Below are 19,485 nucleotides of genomic sequence, written 5' to 3'. Positions count from 1 at the left end.
GATTGCTGGTAAAAACGAAATCGAACCAGCTTTACCAGTATTTTTACCAGCAAAAGGGTATGGCTTCGAGCGTTTTTTGGTGAACGAGGGCGAACCTGAAGAAGGGGATAACCAATTGATATAAAGCAAAAAAGCAGACGTCAGTGAACGTCTGCTTTCTCTAAATTGGCTCCTCTGACTGGACTCGAACCAGTGACATACGGATTAACAGTCCGCCGTTCTACCGACTGAACTACAGAGGAATCGTGTGAACGGGGCGCATGATATCCGCCACCCGCGGTACTGTCAACGGCAAAATCAGCTTTATCGTCTGACTGTTTAGGCTGTGTACAATTCGCTGTTTTTTTATGAGTTAGTAAATGGATGGCGCACGGTAATTGGTGCTGCTTTGCCAGCTTTTTAGACGGGCGAGCGGATCCTGTCGATAGAACTTTTGGAAGCAGCGGTATAGATCGGGGAAACGCTCTTCGAGAAGTTCGGGGGCGCTGAAGAAATATTCCGACAACACCGCAAAGCACTCTGCCGGATCGTGGACGGCGTAGGGATCCATGCTGGCGGCCTCTTCGCCTACCAGATCGATTTCTTCCTGTAAGGCATCCATCGCGCTGTGCAGGTGCTGTTCCCACGCAGCAATCTCACGCAGCGGAATCAGGGGAACGCCCGTCGCCTCGCCGCTGCTGCGGATGTCCAGCTTGTGCGCGACTTCATGAATGATGAGGTTGAAACCGGAGAGGTCGAAGGAATCCTGCACTTCCTGCCAGTTGAGGATAATCGGCCCCTGATCCCAGCTTTGGCCGGACTGCACCATCTTCCCCTTATGCACGAGCCCGATGTCATCCTGCCATTCTTCCTCAACAATAAACGGGCCGGGGTAAATCAGAACTTCATGGAAGCCATCCAGCGCATCCATTTCCAGCGACAGCACCGGCAGGGAAAACAGCAGGGCGATGCGCTGCTGCATGATGTCCGTCAACACCAACTCCTGCAACGGAATCAGGCGCTTTTGCTTCAAAAACTGATCGGCAAGGGCGACCAGTTGCTGGAGATCTTCGTCGCTTAAAGGCGCGAGAAGCGGGATGGAAATCGCAGCTTGCCAGTGTTCAAGCGTCTGCACCTGAGGTTGAGTGTTTTTCCACGGCCATTTAATCATTGTTATTGCTCGTTCAGTCGTCACTTGAATTTAAAGGCGAGGGCGGGTGCTGTTAACATGCCGTAAAAATAGGCATCATGGCAACTGCTAAAGTAAAGGGAGAGACGCCGGAGCGGGCCAGTCTCGAAAACTGGCTTAGGGCAACGCGGCCGCGGGTTCAAATCCCCCCGTCTCTCCACCGCTATTCAAACACTTACCCCGCATGTAGTCTGTGATGCTTTCCACACTTGGCAGTGGCTTAAAGCGGACAGCTTAAATCCCCTTCTTCACAACGTAGCATGCTTTTGAATTCTTCTACGCGCTCGGCGGTTTTCTGCGTCAGGCACTGGGAATACACCATGCCATGCACCGATCCTCCGGTTGTCGGGAAAGTCTGAAACTCACAGTCAGCGTCGCGATACGCGATCCATTTTCTCTGGGCTGACTTGAGCAACGCTTTGTGTTCTTCAATAACGACCCGCTTTACGACATCCTGATAAAGCCGATTCAGCTCGCCATCCACTTTTTTATATTCATCAGCAGCACACTGGCTCATCTCCAACTGCGTGTTGGCGTTGCCACAATCTGTGGCGGCGGCTTGCGTGATGGGCTGTAGAGCAAAAAGAGCAATCGCTAGCTTTTTCATTATTGATCCTCTGTAAGTAGGCGCTAGGTATGAGTATTTATTATACCTGCCATGCGTTCAGGTGCACATAAACTGTGCGGGGAGGGCGCTTTTATGTCGCTGAACATGTGAGCAAGTTGACGTTTACGGCGCTATTCCTCCAATTAAATAGGGACATTTTCATCGAGAATCCTATACTGAAAGCGCTGACATATCGTTTGCTTGGATGCATTGAGTATTCACAACGACTAGGAGAGAAGGATATGAAAATTGAGACTGGAGAGAACGGCCTTTTTGCACATCGTGCTTCGAGCGCTAACTCAACGGCTCGGGCTGGTAATCAAGCCTCATTTGCAGCTGTTTTAGCTGGGAAAACGCAGGAGGTGAGTGCAAATAACGTTTCTACCTCCGCGACTCAGATTAAGAAATACGATTTCACGAATATGACGCCACAAGCGTTAACCGAAGCCGTAAATAGCCTGATCCAAAGTGGACAGATGGATCTCGACGAATCGTCATCATTGTTGGGTTTCATGGCTCCTACCGCTTTGTCTAAAGTCGTTTACGATGGCACCGCACCCGCTTCATCGCGCCAGCCTATGAACGTGTTCTCCAAAATTCAGGAAGGGATTGATGGGGCGTTATCGCGTAATGAAAGGTCGAGCGCAGAAAATCTGCAACGTGCTGCTGATGCGTTGCTTCGTTTTCAGGATAAAGCAATAAAGGCTAATATTTCTGTATAATGAAAAAGGCCAAATATAAATTGGCCTTTATTTATCTATAGGGATGAAACGATATTATTTAATGCTGATCTGAGTGTACAGTGTATTCCAGGGGGCATTGATTGAAGTGTCCTGGAATTTAAATATACCGTTCTGCGAACCGTCAAGGTTGTAATATTTCATCCATCCAACAACCGTGCCACCGACGGGGCACGGGAAAACGTAGGATGTCCCTACCACGCAAATAGAATCATTCTGATAATTCTTAGAATTTGCTAATTGGCCTGAGTTCATCCAGGCAATCGCATTACCACCATAGCCAATTTCCTGTACGGCAACGCGGAGTTGTGCTCCTCCGTGATCGCACGTTGTTGAAAATTGTCCAACAGTGGTCATATATTCCCAATTACAGTTTGATGAACCGACAGCATAGATAGCAAGTCTACTAAGCGGTGGTGCAGGTGCTCGCAGCGCACCAGTTTGTGTCGCTGCTTCTCCCGTTTCAGAAGCGGATAATACGCTGTTGCTTCCATCCAGTTGGGCGAAGGCTGTTTCGGTGAATTTAACTGGCGGGCCTTCTTTATCATTAAGACTTGATGTTTCTGAATAGGCATATGCGCTGAAAATCGTAGTCAGTGACAATAATAAAGGGAATGCGAATTTCTTTTTCATAACAATCTCCAATGTTAATCGCTGTTTTTAGATGCAAGTCCTTGCATCGCGATTAAGTTTAGAAAATTAAATTTGGTTTGCAAGGTGTTAAAAAAATATAAACCCAAGATGTATTTAATTATTAACATGGTTGTTTTTCTTCTGCTATATGTTTCAAATAATATGTTTTGATGGTTTTTTCTTATTCCCGTGAATATTTAATCGGATTAATAATTAGGGTGAATTTAATACGCTGCATAACGCACATTACGGGAAGGCGGTAAGAACAGGCGTTTCTATGCGCTATACAAGTTTCCATTCGCTATACAAGATGTGGCCTTGCTTCATGAATGGCCTTGCGTAACTCTCAGTCAAATGTAGCAATCTGGTGGCGAGTGAAATACACCTCGGTCATCTTATCAATCGGGCACAGTCACGAGTGAGCGTCATGGTACATGCTCTGATGGAGAACGGTGCGGCTCTGGAGGCGTTGTAACCCATGCTTTCATTTTCTCTGCAAAGATTACTCTCAATCATCTCATCCCGTACTGACAAATCCCATGTGCTGAACTACTTTCATAAGGAATCATCACGTTACGGAGGTTGATATGGGATTTTGGCGTATTGTACTGACTATTCTTCTGCCACCGTTGGGCGTGTTACTGGGGAAAGGCATCGGTGGGGCATTTATTCTGAATATTATTCTGACGCTGTTAGGTTATTTTCCTGGGTTGGTGCATGCGTTTTGGGTGCAAACGAAAGATGATGGCATTTAGTGGCTGAAAAGCTGAATAACGGTCATGACGAAATAACGGGAGGCAAATGGCCTCCCGTTATTTTTGTGGACGTATAAGACAGGCGATCAGTAATAGCCAATCAGTTTCCACCACGCTAAGCCGACGATAAAAATCAGGGCGACGTTAAACGTGACGATGCAGAAATTGATTTTATAGAAACGGTGCCGTTCAAAATATCCCTGAGCAAAATAGATCGGGCCGGGGCCACCGCCGTATTCGGTATTTCCCCACATCAGGTTGCTAAAAATCCCAAAACAGATGGCAACCATCATGGGCGGCGCGCCAGCGGCTATGGCGGTGGCGGCGAAGGGCGCATAGAGCGCGGCTACGTGACCAGAGGCGGTTGCAAACAGATAATGCACATAGATATAGAGGATGCCGAGAATAACGAAGGTTTCCATCGCGCCGAAACCCTGTATGGAATTACCCAGCTTAACGGTCATCCACTTGATGAAGCCGAGGTCAGACAATCCTGCGGCGAGGCTGATAATGACGCTGAACCAGATGACCGTATCCCAGGCTGCGCGATCGCTAAGTACGTCTTTCCACTGGACGGCCTGAGTGACAAACAGATAGGCAACCAATGCCAACCCGACGGAGGTGGCAGAAAAGCCGGTGATCAGGCTGGTGCCCCAGCCAAGCAGCGCGAGAACAAAGCCAAACGCGACTTTTTTCTCTGCCGATTTCATGTTGCCCAATTCCGCCAGCGACCGGCGTCCCATCTCTTTGGCTTCTGGTGTTTTTTTCAGTTCCGGGTTCAGTATTTTGTACACCAGCAACGGCATCAGGCAGAAGCAGCACATGGCGGGTACGACAGCGGCAATAAACCAGCCGCCCCAGGTAATATCTACGCCTAATGAGGTTTTCGCCAGGCTGCCGACGAGTGGGTTGGCGGCCATGCCGGTGAGGAAGATCGCGCCGGTGATCGGAGTAAACTGAAAGCAGACCATGATCAGAAAGTCCCCGATCTTTTTACCGCTAACGCCGGGTGTTGAGCCTAATACTTCATTAATGGAACGCACGATAGGAAAGATAATTCCCCCTGAACGCGCCGTGACGGATGGCATGGCGGGCGCCATGATGAGATCGGAAACGCCCAGTGAATACGCGATCCCCAAGCTGCTTCCGCCGAATAGCGACAGCATTTTGTAGGCGATGCGTTTTCCTAATCCGGATGTCACAAAACCCAGAGAAAGAATATAGGCACAAAAGATGAGCCAGACGGTGCCGCTGGAAAAACCGGCTAGCGCTTTCGCTTCTGTTAATGTTCCAGTGAAAATAGTGATACAAAGGACAAGCAGCATAATCGCGCCCGACGGCAGAGGCTGCGTCAATATTGCTGCGATGGTGGCGGCAAAAATCGCGAACATATGCCATGCCTGCGGCGTAAGGCCATCGGGCACCGGAGAAAACCAGATAATCAGGCCCAGCAGGAGAGGAATAATAACTGCGACTATTTTTTTCTTGGTGGATGATTCGGATGACATAACGTCTCCTTAATCGTGCAAGCCATTATTATCCGCCATCATTCCCGGCAACAGAGAGCCTGCCCAGACGCGTTATTTTGCGTCTGGGACGTATCGATCTCAGTCTGTTAATTAGGGTGATACCGGATAATCGCCGGTGATGACTATTTTCTTTCCGTTTTATTTAATACCTGATCAACCATTTCAGGCGCGCTGCCCAAATAATTGACGGGATTAGTCAGGTCTTCGATTAATTTGGGATCGAGTCGGCTGGAGACGCCAGGCATGGCATTGAGCACATCGGCCAGCGTGCCGCCTTTCTCATTCACGATACGGCAAGCATCGTAAACGATGTCATGAGCTTCCTGACGCCCAATATACGGTGCCAGCCCCATCATAACGGCTTCTGCCACAATCAGGCCGTTGGTCATATTGAGGTTTTTCAGCATCATTTTCTCATCAACAATAAGACCGTTTAGCATGAACTTGGCCTGATGAAGTGCGCCCGCAGAAAGAATGAAACTTTCTGGAATAGCGATCCATTCCGCGTGCCATGGGCCTGTGGCGCGTTCCAGATCTTGCACCATCGCATCCAGCATTAACCCAGCCTGTTGGCGAACGCCCTTGGAACAGGCCAGCATCAGTTCGCTGGAAATAGGGTTACGTTTTTGCGGCATGGTGCTGCTGGCTCCGCGGCCTTTGACAAACGGTTCATACAGTTCGCCGAATTCGTTGGAGGCCATCAGCATGACGTCATAGCCAATTTTCCCCAACGAACCCGTGATTACTGCCAGCAGGTTGACGGCTTCGGCAAATCCATCACGAGCAACATGCCAGGTTGAGGTCGGTACGCCCAGACCAAGCTCGGCCATCAGCGCTTTTTGTACCGCCAGCCCTTTGTCGCCCAACGAAGCCAATGTCCCCGCAGCACCCGCGAATTCGCCTACCAGTACGCGAGGACGCATCTGGGCAAGGCGCTCGGCATGACGGTCGAACATATCCAGCCAGATGGCGGCTTTGTAGCCGAATGTAATCGGTAATGCCTGTTGTAAATGGGTTCGTCCAGCCATTGGCGTATTACGGTAACGCGCGGCCAGCCCGGCCAAAATAGAGCGCAGGGCGTCGATGTCCGCTTCAATTAACGCGAAGGCATCACGGATTTGCAGCACCACGGCGGTATCCATAATGTCCTGTGTTGTTGCGCCCCAGTGTACATAACCGCCAGATTGACCGGCCTGTTTGGAAATCTGGTGTACCAGCGGCAGGATAGGGTAGCCCACAATTTCTGTTTCGTGGCGCAGCAACTCAAAATCGAGCGTGTCGGCGTTACAGCTGGCCGTAATTTCTGCGGCAGCGCCTTCTGGAATTACGCCACAGCGCGCCTGCGCATTGGCCAGTGCGATCTCTACTTCTACATACTTACGGATGAGTTCCCGATCATCGAAGATCGCCCGCATTTCCGGGGTACCAAATGAATCACGGAATAGGACTGAATCAAGCACATTCGAAGCCATAACGCCTCCTGAAGCGAGTGTATTAGTGATAAGATGCAGGCCATATTCGCAATAAAATGAAGCGTGTTTCCCTTGATAACGGATATGACCTGAAAGAGTAAATATACGGACAGGTTTAAATGTCCGTACATGTTATGCTTATGACAACATGTACGGACAAGTTAGGGAAGCAGATGAGTGTCATTTTGTGATGCAGGGCATCAATATTGATTAAGAGCGTGAGCCGATGAAAGAACCCTTGTATAAGCGTATTGCCCGTGAACTCAGCCAAAATATTACGCTAGGCCAGTATCCGGCGGGGTCGTTAATCCCCTCCGAGCTGGAGCTCTGTGAGCAGTATCAGGTCAGTCGACATACCGTCAGGGAGGCGCTGCGCGATCTAACGGAGGCGGGGTTGCTATCCCGTCGCAAGGGCGTGGGCTCGGTTGTTGTCGATAATGATGAAAAGCGCGAGCGCAACCATCCTCTGGCTAGCCTTGAGGATCTGTTCGTACTGGCAAAAACCAATCTGCGCGTCGTGAAGAAGATTGATGAAATCGTGGCGGATGTTGAACTGGCACAGATTATCGGCGGCAAGCCGGGCGATCGCTGGCTGCATATTGCCAGTATTCGTGAAGACAGCGAGAAAAAGGATTCTCCGATCTGCTGGACTGATAGCTACGTTAGCCCGGATTATGCCAAGGTCAAAAGTCTGGTGCGCAGCGATCCGTTTGCTTTAATTAGCGATTTGATTGAAAAGCACTACGGCGTACAGGGGGAAGAAGTGCGCCAGACGATCTCTGCCGTGGGTGTTCCGGCCAAAATAGCGAAAACGCTGGGCGTTGATGTCGGCTATCCGGCATTAAAAATCATCCGCCATTATCTTGACCGCTCGGGAAACGTCTTTGAAACCACGGTATCGATCCATCCGGCAGACCGGTACACCTGTTCTATTACGCTGAAACGCCAAACGGGAAATCGAACGTAATCCGTTTGATACCTTATTGCAGCATTGCAGCCCGCTGGTTTTCTATCGAAATGTGCCTGCATGATTAATGTAGGCACGATCTTTTCCCTTGTCCCTACTGTGCGCGTACCACTCGATTGCGCCCTTGTTGTTTGGCCTGATAAAGCGCGATATCGGCGCGGTTTATCAGCATACTTAGCGTCTCGCCTGCTCGATATTCAGCGACACCGCAGCTGACCGTTACCTGAATAGTTCCTTCACGGTGGGGAATCTGGGCTATCTCAATACTGTGACGTAGCGCTTCGGCACGCTGTTGCGCAGCGTTGATATCACAGTCGTCGAGTAGAATAACGAACTCCTCGCCTCCCCAACGGCAGGATTGATCGCTAGAACGGGTATTGCTCGATAAGAGGGCAGAGACCCCTTGCAGGACAAAATCACCGACGTTGTGGCCATACTGGTCATTGATTCTCTTAAAGTGGTCAATATCAATGAGAAGAATGGAGAGTGATTTGTGCTGTAAGGCATTCTTCGCACCGAGACGGCGGAATAAATAATCAAATGCCTGACGGTTCATGAGGCCCGTTAATTTATCGGTTGTGGCCATTTGTTCCAGTCGGCGCTGATAGCCGCCAATGGTCAACCACAGCAGTAACAAGAAGAGGACGCTGACGAACGTGCTGATGCCCAGATTCTTTAGCAACGTGGCGAACAGCCGTTTTTCACTGGGATGGCTGATTTGCTCAACCATCAAATACCAGCCGAATTCAGGGATTAGCCGGGTGTTGAGGAAGATACGCTCTCCGTCTAACTGATACTCATAAGCACCGCCAGGAGAGGTCAAAATCGTGGTCGCGATCCGGTTCAGTCCCGGCTGTTCCTGAATTTGCAGCGGACGGGTGTAGGTTTCCCCGTGTAGCGTAATGTTGCCTTCTTTATCAATGAAATAGATGGTCCGGTTATAGCGCTGTTCGTATTTTTCAATCAGGTGCTTAACACGCTCAACCGGGATGCCTACGCCAGTAATGCCAATAAAATTGTCTTCATAATCCATGACTTTATGGTTGATGAAAATATCCAGACGAGTGCGCTCTTCAGGATCGACGCGGAGATCGACAACGTAAGGCATGTCATCCGATAGCGCTCTGTGCTGGAAATACCATTGATCGTCGGGAGATGATTCCGAGACAGTTTTCAGGATGCGTTGCTGATCGTAATAGAGCCCGGTTTTATCAGAAATGAAAAACGAAAATACGGTGTTGAAACGGCGATCGATCTCTTTCAGATAGCGGAATAGGGCCTGCGGATCGTTTTCATTTTTCAGCACCCAGTCGCGTAAAAAAGTGTCGTGCGCCATTAACGACGAAATAAAGATAGGTTTTAACAAATCCTGCTGGATTTCCGAATAGACGTTATCGCTGGTCAGCGGTAGGGTATTTTCTTCGATCTCTTCTTCCAGCGACTCTTTAGCGACTTCATAGCTGGTCCAACTAATCACCAGAAAGGCGGCGAGCAGCATGGAACCAAATATTATGATTGCGCGTGTTTTATCCAGCCAGCGGGCGTTATTGATGAATCCAGTCTGCAAAGTAATCTCCCCAGAGAAGCATTGATGGTATAGGTGAATAAGTCTCTGTTTTCACCTAAAAATAGCGGTGCGCGTGCTACTGGAATAACAGTGTAACAAAGCAGGCAAAGGAATCGCTGACTCGTAGGGTTTAGTATAGTGGTTTCAGTGTGGAAGTATTAGCACAGATTGCTGGAACGTAATGTTTTGTATTGTATTGTGGGCTTGTTAAAGCTCCCTTGTCGGTTTGATTATCCCTGTGGTTAGATCTAATCAATCAATGATGTTGGGTGGATGACGATGAGCCATTATTCAGCAGCGAAGGAATCAGGCCCAACAGCGCTTTTATTTATTAATAAACAGGCGCGGAACGGTGATTCCTCCGCACGCTATGTAAAAGAATTATTACAACAAAGCCAGATCGGCATCGTCGAACCGGATGAAAAAGACACGGGTTCGTGCAGCGATATTATACGTGCGTATGCGGATCGGGTGGATTTTGTGATTATCGGCGGTGGCGATGGCACGTTGAATTCAGCCGCGCCCGGCCTGGTGGATACCGGATTACCGCTGGGCGTGCTGCCATTAGGGACGGCGAATGACTTTGCCCGTACGGTGGGGATCCCCAGAGAGATTCGGCAGGCCGTGCAGGTTATCGCTAACGGGCAGCGGCGCGCTGTTGATTTGGGTGAGGTCAACGGGCATCTGTTCTTTAATGTTTCCAGTATTGGGTTTTCTGCTGCATTGGCGCGCGGGCTGTCAGCGAAATCCAAGAAACGGTGGGGAACATTAGGCTATGCGCTGGCGGCCTTTAAGCTCTTGAAACAAAGTCGTCCTTTCCGCGTGCAGATTGAGCATGACGGCATCAAAGAGCGAGTGAGAACGGTACAGGTGTCGGTGGGGAACGGGCGTTTCTACGGCGGTGGCATGGCGGTAGCTGACAGTGCCGCGCCTGATGATGGTCGGCTGGATGTGTATAGCCTGGAGGTTTCCCACTGGTGGGAAATGGTGGCACTGATTCCCTTTATCCGCAAAGGAACGCATGGCCGCTGGCGCAAAGTCCGCGCTTTTTCTGCCAGAGAACTGACGTTGAGTACCTCGAAGCCGCACGATATCAATGCCGACGGCGAGCTGATTGGCAAAACGCCAGCGGTATTCGGGATCAGAGAAAAGGCGATTCAGGTTTTTGCGCCACCGATACCTGATTAAAATCTGAACGTAAAACAAACAGGGACACCGCATGGTGTCCCTGTTTGTTTATATACCCGTCATACTTCAAGCCGCATGTGCGTTGGCTACGTTCACTCACCCGAATCACTTACCTGAGTAAGCTCATCGGGATTCGCTCTCTTGCCGCCTTCACGCAACTCGAATTATTTAGGGTATAAAGAATGAGTCAGCGGATTATTTAAATACGCGGAAACGTTCTTCAAAGGAAATATAGGTTTTCTCACCGGCCGGCTGCTCGATTGAGCCAAATGGCATTTGAGCACGCAACTTCCAACTGGCTGGCAGATCCCACTGTGCTTTAACATCATCGTCGATCAGGGGATTGTAGTGCTGGAGCGTGGCGCCAATTTTTTCCTGCGCCAGCGTAGACCACACGGCAAATTGAGCAATACCGGTTGAATGTTCAGACCAGACCGGGAAGTTATCGGCATAAAGCGCGAATTTTTCCTGTAGTGATTCAATTACGGCGGTGTCTTCAAAGAACAGGACAGTACCCGCGCCAGCGGCAAAGGAAGCCAGTTTGTTTTCTGTTGCGGCAAAGGCGTCCGCCGGTACAATTTTCTTCAACTGCTGCTTAACAATATCCCACAGTTTGTGATGCTGCTCACCGAACAGAATCACAACGCGTGAGCTTTGTGAATTAAAAGAGGAGGGGCTTTCATTAACGGCTGCGGTAATGAGGGCGGTAACCTGATCTTCTGATATCGGTAACTTATTGCCGATGGCATAGATTGAACGACGGGCCTTGATTGACTGCAAAAAAGCATTACTCATGGTGTGTTCCTCAGTTTACGTGATGATTTACCTTGATACTGTGTCACTGATTTTCGCCGTATTCAATGGCTTATCGTGCCGGATACCAATCTTTCCTCTTTCTGCCTTATCCGCCGCAGACATCACAGTGCGGGTTTTTCGGCAGCATCATTTCACGAAATTGCAGCGTCATCGCATCGAACATCAGCAATCGACCTGTGGTCAGCTTGCCATATCCCGTCAGCAGCTTAATGGCTTCCATCGCCAGCAGGCTCCCGATAGTGCCTACCAGCGGCGACATCACGCCAGCCTCGACGCAGGTCAGCGCATTGACACCGAATAGGCGGCTGAGACAATGATAGCAAGGCTCATCGGGCTGATAGGTAAAGACGCTGACTTGGCCTTCCATCCGAATCGCTGCCCCAGAGATCAGCGGCTTCTGGAGCTGAAAGCCAATGCGGTTTAGGCGGTTGCGAATGGCGACATTGTCGGTACAGTCCAGCACCGCATCGTGTTTGCTGACCTGTTCGCTCAACGCCTCGTCATCGAGATCGCCATCAATTGTATCGAGCGAAAGATGCGGATTCATGTCGGATAACGTCAGACGTGCCGATTCAACTTTCGCCATTCCGATACGGGCATCGCGGTGCAGAACCTGGCGTTGCAGGTTAGACAGAGAGACGGTATCAAAATCCAGCAGCGTTAAATGGCCGACGCCCGCCGCGGCCAGATACTGCGCGGCAGCACAGCCTAGCCCACCCAGCCCGACAATCAGCAGGCGTGATGCCTTCAGTTTTTCCTGTCCGTCAAAATCAAAGCCGCGCAGCACAATCTGTCGATTGTAGCGCAGCATCTCTTCATCGCTCAGCTCCGGCAGCATACTCAGTGTCCCAGCAGCGCGTTGAAGGGCTCGATTTCGACCCATTCGCCAGCGGCGACGCGACCGCGATCTTGCTCCAGTACGATGAAGCAGTTACCGAGGCTGAATGAGCTGAAAACGTGTGACCCCTGATGCCCAGTGGTTCTCACTTCCTGTTCACCCTGTGCGTTACGGCTGAAAATGCCGCGTTGGAAATCGGTGCGCCCTGGTGTCTTTTTCAGTGCGCTGGTGGTTTTGACGCGAACACGTGGTGGCAGGTGCCATTGTGTATAGCCAGACAGGCGGGCCAGCAGCGGCTGAACCAACTGATAGAACGTCAGCGCAGCAGAAACCGGATTCCCCGGCAGGCCGCAGAACCAGGCGTGTTTCAGCTTGCCAAAGGCGAAGGGTTTACCGGGTTTGATCGCCAGCTTCCAGAAGTGGATATCGCCCAGCTCATCCAGCATTTGCTTGGTGTAATCCGCTTCACCAACGGAAACGCCGCCGCTGCTAATCACCAGGTCGGCAAGCTGGTCTGCCTCATGGAATGCGGCACGCAGCGCGGCTGGATCGTCGCGGATGATGCCCAGATCGTGCACATCGCAGCCCAACTGTTCCAGCATCAAACGCACGGCGAAACGGTTGGTGTCATAAATCTGGCCGTCTGCCAGCGGTTCGCCGACGAGTTGCAGTTCATCACCGGTTGAAAACACTGCGACTTTCAGGCGGCGTATCACATCAATCTGCGCAATCCCCAGTGATGCCAGCAGCGGCAGCTCAGCCACGCCCAGCTTGGTGCCTGCGGGTAACACGCTGGCACCCGCCTGAATATCTTCTCCCGCCAGACGAATATTCTGGCCGGGTTTTACCTCATGGGGAAAGCGGATACCGTCCTCGCTGACTTCAGCTTCTTCCTGCATGATCACCGTATCGGCTCCTGCGGGAATCGGCGCACCAGTCATGATGCGAATGCAGGTTCCGGCAGGCCAGTCGCCAGTGAAGGGCGTGCCAGCGAAGGCTTTACCTGCCAGCGGCAGCGGTGCAGCAGCGGACAAATCGGCGCAGCGTATGGCATAGCCATCCATCGCGGAATTGGCGAAAGGCGGGACGTTAATCGGAGAGGCAATCGCATGGGCGGTGATCCGTCCTGCGGCGTCGAACAGGGATACGCGCTCTGTCTCGGTAAGGGAAGGAACCTGAGAAAACATATTTTCCAGAGCTTGTTCAAGAGTCAGTAAACCTGCGTTAACGCTTTCCATCTTCACTCCACAGTGTGTTTCATCAATACGACTTATTACATCACGGCTCATTACATCAATAAGAATAGTGTTCCGCCAACACGTCGTTCATGGGCAAAAACCTGTTTCCTATGCCAATATTAATTATGTCAGAGTTCGTAACATGGGTGAATGTATACAGGTCAAGGAATGCAGTTTTTGGTGTGTGGATCCTCGTTAGGCATTAAGCACGATCACGATGTGTATTATCTAAAACAACAGTCTTTTACCGCAACTCGAACCATTTTGGGTGAAAATGGGCGCATCTGCGGATGATATCGTGTCTTATAGTATGCCTTTGAGATAATTAACCCAATGTTATAAAAAGAATTTTTCGCTGCATTGATATCAGTTTCCGCTTTACATCATACCTTGTGCTAAATATAGTCGAAAACCGCTGATAATTTGTCCCCGACCGCGCTGCGCTGATTTCAGCCGCATTTATATGGAGATTCGCCGTTCATGTCGCCCACACAGGATCATTATGCCTCACTGTCTCCCCCTATCACGGGGCTGGTTTTGCCTGAAAAACGGGTGGTGGAGGTACGTAACCTGAGTGTCTATTTCGAGCAGCAGGGGCAGCGGGCGGACGCTGTGCGTAATTTAACGTTCTCTGTCGATCGGGGCGAAACGCTGGCTATCGTCGGGGAATCGGGGTCGGGTAAGTCGGTCACGTCGCTGGCGCTGATGCGGCTGGTCGAACATGCGGGCGGGGTGATTCATCAAGGAGACATGCTATTTCGTCGTCGCGATGGGCACGTGCTGGATCTTCGCGGTGCCCGTCAGCGGGTGATGCGAACGTTGCGTGGTGCGGATCTGGCGATGATTTTTCAAGAGCCGATGACATCGCTGAATCCGGTTTTCCCCGTCGGCGAACAGATAGCCGAGTCTATTCGTTTGCATCAGAGAATGGACAGACGCGCCGCACGGGCAGAGACCTTGCGTATGCTGGATTTGGTCAGAATACCGGAAGCGCGCAATGTGCTGGATCGCTATCCTCATCAGCTCTCTGGCGGTATGCGCCAGCGGGTGATGATTGCGATGGCGCTTTCCTGTAAACCGTCGCTACTGATTGCCGATGAGCCGACGACCGCGCTGGATGTCACCATTCAGGCGCAAATTCTGCAACTTATCCGTGTGCTGCAACGTGAAATGGACATGGCCGTGATTTTCATCACCCATGACATGGGCGTAGTGGCAGAAGTGGCTGAACGCGTATTGGTCATGCACCGTGGGGAAAGCGTCGAAGCGGCAAGCGTAGGGCAGATCTTTACTGCGCCGCAGCATCCTTACACGCAGGGGCTTTTGGCGGCAGTACCGGCGTTAGGCTCGATGCGTGGGCAACCGTTCCCAGCAAAATTTCCGCTGCTGGATCAAAACACGGTACGCATTGCGGACAATGTACCGCAGGATACCGTTCCCGTGGATGCGGAGCCGATCTTGCAAGTCAGCAATCTGGTGACGCGTTTTCCGATTCGCAGCGGTTTACTGAACTGCGTGACACGCCAGGTACATGCGGTGGAAAACGTCAGCTTCGATCTCTGGCCGGGCGAAACGCTCTCACTGGTGGGGGAATCAGGGTGTGGTAAGTCAACCACTGGCCGCGCGTTGCTTCAACTGGTTGAAAGCCAGAAGGGCGAAATTACCTTTAATGGTCAACGTATCCAGCAGTTGAAAGGGGCGGCGTTGCAGCACTTGCGGCGTGATATCCAACTGATTTTTCAGGATCCGTACGCCTCATTGGATCCCCGTTTGACGGTTGGATTCTCGATTATGGAACCGCTGCTGGTGCACAACATTTGCCGCCGACAGGAGGCAGAAAAGCGCGTTGAGTGGCTGTTGTCGCGCGTAGGGCTGGAGCCAGAGCACGCGAGGCGCTACCCGCATGAGTTTTCCGGCGGCCAGCGCCAGCGAGTTTGCATCGCCAGAGCGTTGGCGCTGAACCCTAAAGTGGTGATTGCGGATGAAGCCGTATCCGCGTTGGACGTGTCGATTCAGGCACAAATCATCAACCTGATGCTGGAACTGCAACGTGAATTCGGCATCGCATTTTTGTTTATTTCACATGATATGGCGGTGGTTGAGCGTATTAGCCATCGTGTGGCGGTGATGTACATGGGGCAGATTGTCGAGATCGGCTCAAGGCAGGATGTATTCGAGCGGCCTCGGCACCCTTATACCCGCAAGCTGATGTCGGCAGTACCCGTTGCCGATCCCTCACGCCGCCAGCGTGAGCAGGTGCTGCTGGTTGATGAAATACCCAGCCCGATTCGGGCGCTTGGCGATGAGCCGATCACGGCGCCTCTGGTTCAGGTCGGTGAGCGGCACTTTGTTGCGCACCATCCGATAGCCGGCGCGTATTGACAGGGATTCACAAGGAGAACGTAGCATGAGCGTAATGACGATAAAGCGGCGCTGGTTAGTGGCCGCAGGAGTAACCGCTGCCATGGCGACTTCACCCGTCTGGGCAGCCAAAGATGCGGTTATCGCCGTGGGTTCCACGTTTACCAGCCTGGACCCGTATGATGCCAACGATTCGCTATCGCAGACGGTGGCGAAGTCATTCTATCAGGGACTCTTTGGCTTCGATAAAGAGATGAAGCTGGTGAACGTACTGGCGGACAGCTATGACGCGAGCCCAGATGGTCTGATGTACACCATCAAGCTGCACCCAGGTGTCAAATTTCACGATGGATCGGCGTTTAACGCCGCCGCAGTGAAAGTGAATCTGGATCGCGCCAGTAATCCCGACAATCGCCTGAAGCGATATAACCTGTTCAAGATGATTGACAAAACCGAGGTGGTGGACGACCTGACGGTGAAAATCACGTTGAAGACGCCGTTCTCAGCCTTCGTTAATAATCTGGCGCACCCAGCGGCGGTGATGATCTCTCCGGCGGCATTAAAGCAGTACGGCAAGGATATTGGCTTCCATCCGGTAGGCACCGGCCCATACCGCTTTGTGGCCTGGAATCAGACCGATTTTGTCAAAGTCGAGAAATTCAGCGGCTACTGGAAGGCGGGGTTGCCGAAACTGGACAGCATTACCTGGCGTCCGGTGGTGGATAACAATACGCGCGCGGCCCTGCTGCAAACGGGTGAAGCGCAGTTTGCTTATCCGATACCGTTCGAGCAGGCCAAGGTGTTGGAGAAAAATGACAAGCTGGCGCTGGTGGCGTCGCCGTCGATTCTGCACCGCTACATCAGTATGAATGTCACGCAGAAACCGTTTGATAACCCGAAAGTACGCGAGGCGTTGAACTACGCGATCAACAAAGAGGCGCTGATTAAAGTGGCGTTCTCCGGCTATGCGACACCAGCCGAAGGGCCACTGCCGAGCAGCATTGATTACTCGGTAAAATATCACCCATGGCCTTACGATCCGGCCAAAGCGCGTGAACTGCTGAAAGAAGCGGGCTACCCAGACGGTTTCACCACCACGCTTTGGTCGTCACATAACCACAGCACGGCGCAGAAAGTTTTGCAGTTCACGCAGCAACAGCTGGCGCAGGTTGGTGTGAAAGTGCAGGTGACCGCGATGGATGCGGGGCAACGCGCCGCCGAAGTGGAAGGTAAGGGCGTTAAGGAAACGGGCGTTCGCCTGTTCTACACCGGCTGGTCAGCCTCGACGGGGGAAGCGGACTGGGCACTGTCACCACTGTTTGCCACGGCCGCCTGGCCACCGGCGCAATTCAACACGGCCTTTTACAGCAATCCGCAGGTGGATGTGGATCTGGCGAATGCGCTGAAAACGACGGATCGGACGGAAAAACAGAAACTGTACAAAGATGCGCAGGACAAAATCTGGGCGGATGCGCCGTGGATTTTCCTGGCGACAGAGCGTTTGGTGTCGGCTAATAGCAAAAAACTGACCGGGTTCTACGTGATGCCAGATACCTTGTTCAGTTTTGAAGAGGCCGACCTGAAAGAATAACTCGCCGTAAAAGAATGACCAAGGAGTCGGGTGGCCGTTAGGCTGCCCGCAGTGGTCAACACTCGTTCACTCATAGGGAGTCCGACGCATGTCTGTGGAAAACCGTTCATGCTGAATTATTTTATTAAACGACTACTGGGACTGATTCCTACGCTCCTGATTGTGATGGTGCTGGTGTTCCTGTTCGTTCATCTGCTACCCGGCGATCCAGCGCGTTTAGCCGCCGGGCGGGAAGCGGATGCTGCCGTTATCGAGATGGTCCGGCAGGATTTGGGGTTGGATAAACCGCTGCCGCATCAGTTCTGGCACTTCTTTACCAATGTCCTACAAGGGGATTTTGGTACGTCGATCGTATCGAAACGCCCCGTCACCGAAGAGATCGCCATGCGCTTTATGCCGACGTTTTGGCTGACGGTGTGCAGCATGGTGTGGGCGGTGATTTTTGGCATGGCGATCGGTATCGTGTCCGCAGTGTGGCGCAACGGCTGGCCGGACAGAATCGGGATGACGCTGGCGGTATCCGGCCTCTCTTTCCCCGCGTTTGCACTCGGAATGCTGCTAATGCAGGTTTTTTCCGTCGAACTGGGGTGGCTGCCGACGGTGGGGGCGGACACTTGGCTGCACTACATTTTGCCCTCTCTGACGCTGGGCGCGGCGGTGGCGGCGGTGATGGCGCGTTTTACTCGTGCGTCGTTTGTCGATGTCTTGCAGGAAGATTATATGCGTACGGCGCGAGCAAAAGGCGTGCGTGAATCGCTGGTGGTGGTGAAGCACGGGCTGCGCAATGCGCTGATTCCGGTGGTTACGATGATGGGGCTGCAATTTGGTTTCTTGCTCGGTGGCTCAATCGTCGTGGAGAAGGTCTTTAACTGGCCTGGACTAGGACGGCTGCTAGTGGATGCGGTGGAGATGCGCGACTATCCAGTGATTCAGGCCGAGGTACTGCTGTTCTCACTGGAGTTTATTCTGATCAATCTACTGGTGGATATGCTGTATGCCGCGATTAATCCAGCCATTCGTTATAAATAAGGAAAGGGAATGAGACACTGGCGACGTAAAGCTATGCTGGCGACGCTCCCTGTCATTAGGGATAGGGATAAACCCGTTCGCACGCCGTGGCGTGAATTCTGGCGGCGCTTTCTTCGACAGCACGTTGCGGTCACCGCAGGCGTGTTTGTACTGCTGCTGATTGTGGTCGCGTTTCTGGCACCATATCTGATGCCCTATGATGCCGAGAACTATTTCGATTATGAACGCCTGAATGAAGGCCCGTCGGCGGCACACTGGCTGGGCGTGGATTCATTAGGACGTGATATTTTCAGCCGGATCCTGATGGGAACGCGCATTTCTCTGACGGCGGGTATTCTCTCGGTGCTGGTAGGGATGATTATCGGTACGACATTCGGTCTGGTGGCGGGCTACTACGAAGGATGGGCGGACAGAATCATTATGCGTATTTGCGATGTACTGTTTGCCTTCCCCGGCATTCTGCTGGCGATTGCCGTTGTGGCGATTATGGGGAGCGGTATGGCGAATGTGATTGTCGCCGTCGCGATTTTTAGCATCCCAGCTTTCGCCCGTCTGGTGCGGGGGAATACGCTGGTGCTAAAGCAGCTTACCTACATCGAATCGGCCCGCAGCATTGGTGCCAGTGACGGGACGATCCTTTTTCGACATATCCTGCCGGGCTCGGTATCTTCCATCGTGGTGTTTTTCTCGATGCGCATTGGAATGTCGATCATCACCGCAGCCAGCCTGTCATTCTTAGGGCTTGGCGCGCAGCCACCGATGCCGGAGTGGGGAGCGATGCTGAACGAAGCGCGATCGGATATGGTGATTGCCCCGCACGTCGCGATTTTCCCTAGTCTGGCGATCTTTCTGACGGTTTTAGCGTTTAATTTATTGGGAGACGGTCTGCGCGATGCGCTCGACCCGAAATTGAAACGCTGAATAAAAATCCGTCTTCGTGGAAGGCGGGTTTTTACCGCGTTTGTCTGCCTTTCTCTTTTCTGGAC

The 19,485-nt window shown here is 51.9% G+C and carries 17 protein-coding genes and 2 tRNA genes; 9 read left to right on the top strand and 10 right to left on the bottom strand.

Going from position 1 to position 19,485, the window contains the following annotated elements; genetic code table 11:
* Positions 1-166: 166 nt before the first annotated feature.
* Both K7X24_RS04790 and mtfA read right to left on the bottom strand, forming a co-directional pair.
* Positions 167-242, bottom strand: a tRNA-Asn gene (locus K7X24_RS04790).
* Positions 243-352: 110 nt separating this feature from the next.
* On the bottom strand, positions 353-1,150 hold the full coding sequence (gene mtfA / locus K7X24_RS04785; protein ID WP_224553303.1) for a DgsA anti-repressor MtfA: 798 nt from the start codon (positions 1,148-1,150) through the stop codon (positions 353-355).
* Between the two features lie 101 nt (positions 1,151-1,251).
* On the opposite strand from mtfA, the gene K7X24_RS04780 reads away from it, so the two are divergent.
* Positions 1,252-1,328: transfer RNA gene (locus K7X24_RS04780), tRNA-Ser, on the top strand.
* A gap of 60 nt (positions 1,329-1,388) precedes the next feature.
* Here K7X24_RS04780 and K7X24_RS04775 read toward each other — a convergent pair.
* Entirely contained in the window at positions 1,389-1,775 is a 387-nt protein-coding gene (locus K7X24_RS04775; protein ID WP_224553301.1) for a lysozyme inhibitor LprI family protein, read from the bottom strand.
* 242 nt (positions 1,776-2,017) lie between these two features.
* Here K7X24_RS04775 and K7X24_RS04770 point away from each other — a divergent pair, with 242 nt between their 5' ends.
* Positions 2,018-2,497: a hypothetical protein gene (locus K7X24_RS04770; protein WP_224553299.1), complete on the top strand. Its 480-nt coding sequence runs from the start codon at positions 2,018-2,020 to the stop codon at positions 2,495-2,497.
* Between the two features lie 54 nt (positions 2,498-2,551).
* Here K7X24_RS04770 and K7X24_RS04765 read toward each other — a convergent pair whose 3' ends face one another.
* A complete protein-coding gene (locus tag K7X24_RS04765) occupies positions 2,552-3,148 on the bottom strand; it encodes a YolA family protein (protein WP_010307991.1) in 597 nt (198 codons plus the stop codon).
* A gap of 587 nt (positions 3,149-3,735) precedes the next feature.
* Between K7X24_RS04765 and K7X24_RS04760 the strand changes: the two genes are divergently transcribed.
* A complete protein-coding gene (locus tag K7X24_RS04760) occupies positions 3,736-3,903 on the top strand; it encodes a YqaE/Pmp3 family membrane protein (RefSeq protein ID WP_010280855.1) in 168 nt (55 codons plus the stop codon).
* Between the two features lie 86 nt (positions 3,904-3,989).
* Here the strand turns inward: K7X24_RS04760 and K7X24_RS04755 are convergent, their stop codons facing one another.
* Together K7X24_RS04755 and K7X24_RS04750 are read right to left on the bottom strand one after the other, a co-directional pair.
* A complete protein-coding gene (locus K7X24_RS04755; RefSeq protein WP_010307995.1) occupies positions 3,990-5,411 on the bottom strand; it encodes a DASS family sodium-coupled anion symporter in 1,422 nt (473 codons plus the stop codon).
* Positions 5,412-5,554: 143 nt separating this feature from the next.
* Entirely contained in the window at positions 5,555-6,904 is a 1,350-nt protein-coding gene (locus K7X24_RS04750) for an adenylosuccinate lyase family protein (protein ID WP_039506839.1), read from the bottom strand.
* Positions 6,905-7,130: 226 nt separating this feature from the next.
* Here K7X24_RS04750 and K7X24_RS04745 point away from each other — a divergent pair, with 226 nt between their 5' ends.
* Positions 7,131-7,871: a GntR family transcriptional regulator gene (locus K7X24_RS04745; protein WP_010308003.1), complete on the top strand. Its 741-nt coding sequence runs from the start codon at positions 7,131-7,133 to the stop codon at positions 7,869-7,871.
* A 94-nt stretch (positions 7,872-7,965) separates the two neighbouring features.
* Here K7X24_RS04745 and K7X24_RS04740 read toward each other — a convergent pair whose 3' ends face one another.
* On the bottom strand, positions 7,966-9,438 hold the full coding sequence (locus tag K7X24_RS04740) for a sensor domain-containing diguanylate cyclase (RefSeq protein WP_039506840.1): 1,473 nt from the start codon (positions 9,436-9,438) through the stop codon (positions 7,966-7,968).
* A gap of 273 nt (positions 9,439-9,711) precedes the next feature.
* On the opposite strand from K7X24_RS04740, the gene K7X24_RS04735 reads away from it, so the two are divergent.
* Positions 9,712-10,626, top strand: coding sequence for a lipid kinase (locus K7X24_RS04735; RefSeq protein WP_224553298.1), 915 nt, complete (start codon positions 9,712-9,714; stop codon positions 10,624-10,626).
* Between the two features lie 195 nt (positions 10,627-10,821).
* Here K7X24_RS04735 and K7X24_RS04730 read toward each other — a convergent pair whose 3' ends face one another.
* The 3 genes from K7X24_RS04730 to moeA form a co-directional block, all read right to left on the bottom strand.
* On the bottom strand, positions 10,822-11,421 hold the full coding sequence (locus K7X24_RS04730; protein ID WP_103861051.1) for a nitroreductase family protein: 600 nt from the start codon (positions 11,419-11,421) through the stop codon (positions 10,822-10,824).
* Positions 11,422-11,527: 106 nt separating this feature from the next.
* Positions 11,528-12,280: a molybdopterin-synthase adenylyltransferase MoeB gene (moeB, locus tag K7X24_RS04725; protein ID WP_224553295.1), complete on the bottom strand. Its 753-nt coding sequence runs from the start codon at positions 12,278-12,280 to the stop codon at positions 11,528-11,530.
* A 2-nt stretch (positions 12,281-12,282) separates the two neighbouring features.
* On the bottom strand, positions 12,283-13,518 hold the full coding sequence (gene moeA, locus K7X24_RS04720; RefSeq protein WP_224553294.1) for a molybdopterin molybdotransferase MoeA: 1,236 nt from the start codon (positions 13,516-13,518) through the stop codon (positions 12,283-12,285).
* Between the two features lie 480 nt (positions 13,519-13,998).
* Here moeA and K7X24_RS04715 point away from each other — a divergent pair, with 480 nt between their 5' ends.
* From K7X24_RS04715 to gsiD, 4 genes are all read left to right on the top strand, one after another.
* Complete coding sequence (locus tag K7X24_RS04715; protein WP_224553291.1) at positions 13,999-15,900, top strand: dipeptide ABC transporter ATP-binding protein; 1,902 nt, start codon at positions 13,999-14,001, stop codon at positions 15,898-15,900.
* Positions 15,901-15,925: 25 nt separating this feature from the next.
* Positions 15,926-17,470, top strand: coding sequence for a glutathione ABC transporter substrate-binding protein GsiB (gene gsiB, locus K7X24_RS04710; RefSeq protein ID WP_224553289.1), 1,545 nt, complete (start codon positions 15,926-15,928; stop codon positions 17,468-17,470).
* 108 nt (positions 17,471-17,578) lie between these two features.
* Positions 17,579-18,499, top strand: coding sequence for a glutathione ABC transporter permease GsiC (gene gsiC, locus K7X24_RS04705; RefSeq protein WP_039480114.1), 921 nt, complete (start codon positions 17,579-17,581; stop codon positions 18,497-18,499).
* Positions 18,500-18,508: 9 nt separating this feature from the next.
* Positions 18,509-19,420 (top strand): glutathione ABC transporter permease GsiD, encoded by a 912-nt coding sequence (gene gsiD, locus K7X24_RS04700; RefSeq protein WP_224553287.1) that lies wholly within the window; start codon positions 18,509-18,511, stop codon positions 19,418-19,420.
* Positions 19,421-19,485 lie beyond the last annotated feature (65 nt).

The organism is Pectobacterium versatile (genome assembly GCF_020166435.1).
GTDB classification, from domain to species: domain Bacteria; phylum Pseudomonadota; class Gammaproteobacteria; order Enterobacterales; family Enterobacteriaceae; genus Pectobacterium; species Pectobacterium versatile.
Note: the sequence above shows the minus strand (reverse complement) of the source record. Positions and strands in the feature narration are given on the sequence as shown.

What these genes read in the sequence shown, in the direction of transcription:
- mtfA (WP_224553303.1), bottom strand. Translation starts at nt 1,150, where the DNA reads ATGATTAAATGGCCGTGGAAAAACACTCAACCTCAGGTGCAGACGCTT.
- K7X24_RS04775 (WP_224553301.1), bottom strand. Translation starts at nt 1,775, where the DNA reads ATGAAAAAGCTAGCGATTGCTCTTTTTGCTCTACAGCCCATCACGCAA.
- K7X24_RS04770 (WP_224553299.1), top strand. Translation starts at nt 2,018, where the DNA reads ATGAAAATTGAGACTGGAGAGAACGGCCTTTTTGCACATCGTGCTTCG.
- K7X24_RS04765 (WP_010307991.1), bottom strand. Translation starts at nt 3,148, where the DNA reads ATGAAAAAGAAATTCGCATTCCCTTTATTATTGTCACTGACTACGATT.
- K7X24_RS04760 (WP_010280855.1), top strand. Translation starts at nt 3,736, where the DNA reads ATGGGATTTTGGCGTATTGTACTGACTATTCTTCTGCCACCGTTGGGC.
- K7X24_RS04755 (WP_010307995.1), bottom strand. Translation starts at nt 5,411, where the DNA reads ATGTCATCCGAATCATCCACCAAGAAAAAAATAGTCGCAGTTATTATT.
- K7X24_RS04750 (WP_039506839.1), bottom strand. Translation starts at nt 6,904, where the DNA reads ATGGCTTCGAATGTGCTTGATTCAGTCCTATTCCGTGATTCATTTGGT.
- K7X24_RS04745 (WP_010308003.1), top strand. Translation starts at nt 7,131, where the DNA reads ATGAAAGAACCCTTGTATAAGCGTATTGCCCGTGAACTCAGCCAAAAT.
- K7X24_RS04735 (WP_224553298.1), top strand. Translation starts at nt 9,712, where the DNA reads ATGACGATGAGCCATTATTCAGCAGCGAAGGAATCAGGCCCAACAGCG.
- K7X24_RS04730 (WP_103861051.1), bottom strand. Translation starts at nt 11,421, where the DNA reads ATGAGTAATGCTTTTTTGCAGTCAATCAAGGCCCGTCGTTCAATCTAT.
- moeB (WP_224553295.1), bottom strand. Translation starts at nt 12,280, where the DNA reads ATGCTGCCGGAGCTGAGCGATGAAGAGATGCTGCGCTACAATCGACAG.
- moeA (WP_224553294.1), bottom strand. Translation starts at nt 13,518, where the DNA reads ATGGAAAGCGTTAACGCAGGTTTACTGACTCTTGAACAAGCTCTGGAA.
- K7X24_RS04715 (WP_224553291.1), top strand. Translation starts at nt 13,999, where the DNA reads ATGTCGCCCACACAGGATCATTATGCCTCACTGTCTCCCCCTATCACG.
- gsiB (WP_224553289.1), top strand. Translation starts at nt 15,926, where the DNA reads ATGAGCGTAATGACGATAAAGCGGCGCTGGTTAGTGGCCGCAGGAGTA.
- gsiC (WP_039480114.1), top strand. Translation starts at nt 17,579, where the DNA reads ATGCTGAATTATTTTATTAAACGACTACTGGGACTGATTCCTACGCTC.
- gsiD (WP_224553287.1), top strand. Translation starts at nt 18,509, where the DNA reads ATGAGACACTGGCGACGTAAAGCTATGCTGGCGACGCTCCCTGTCATT.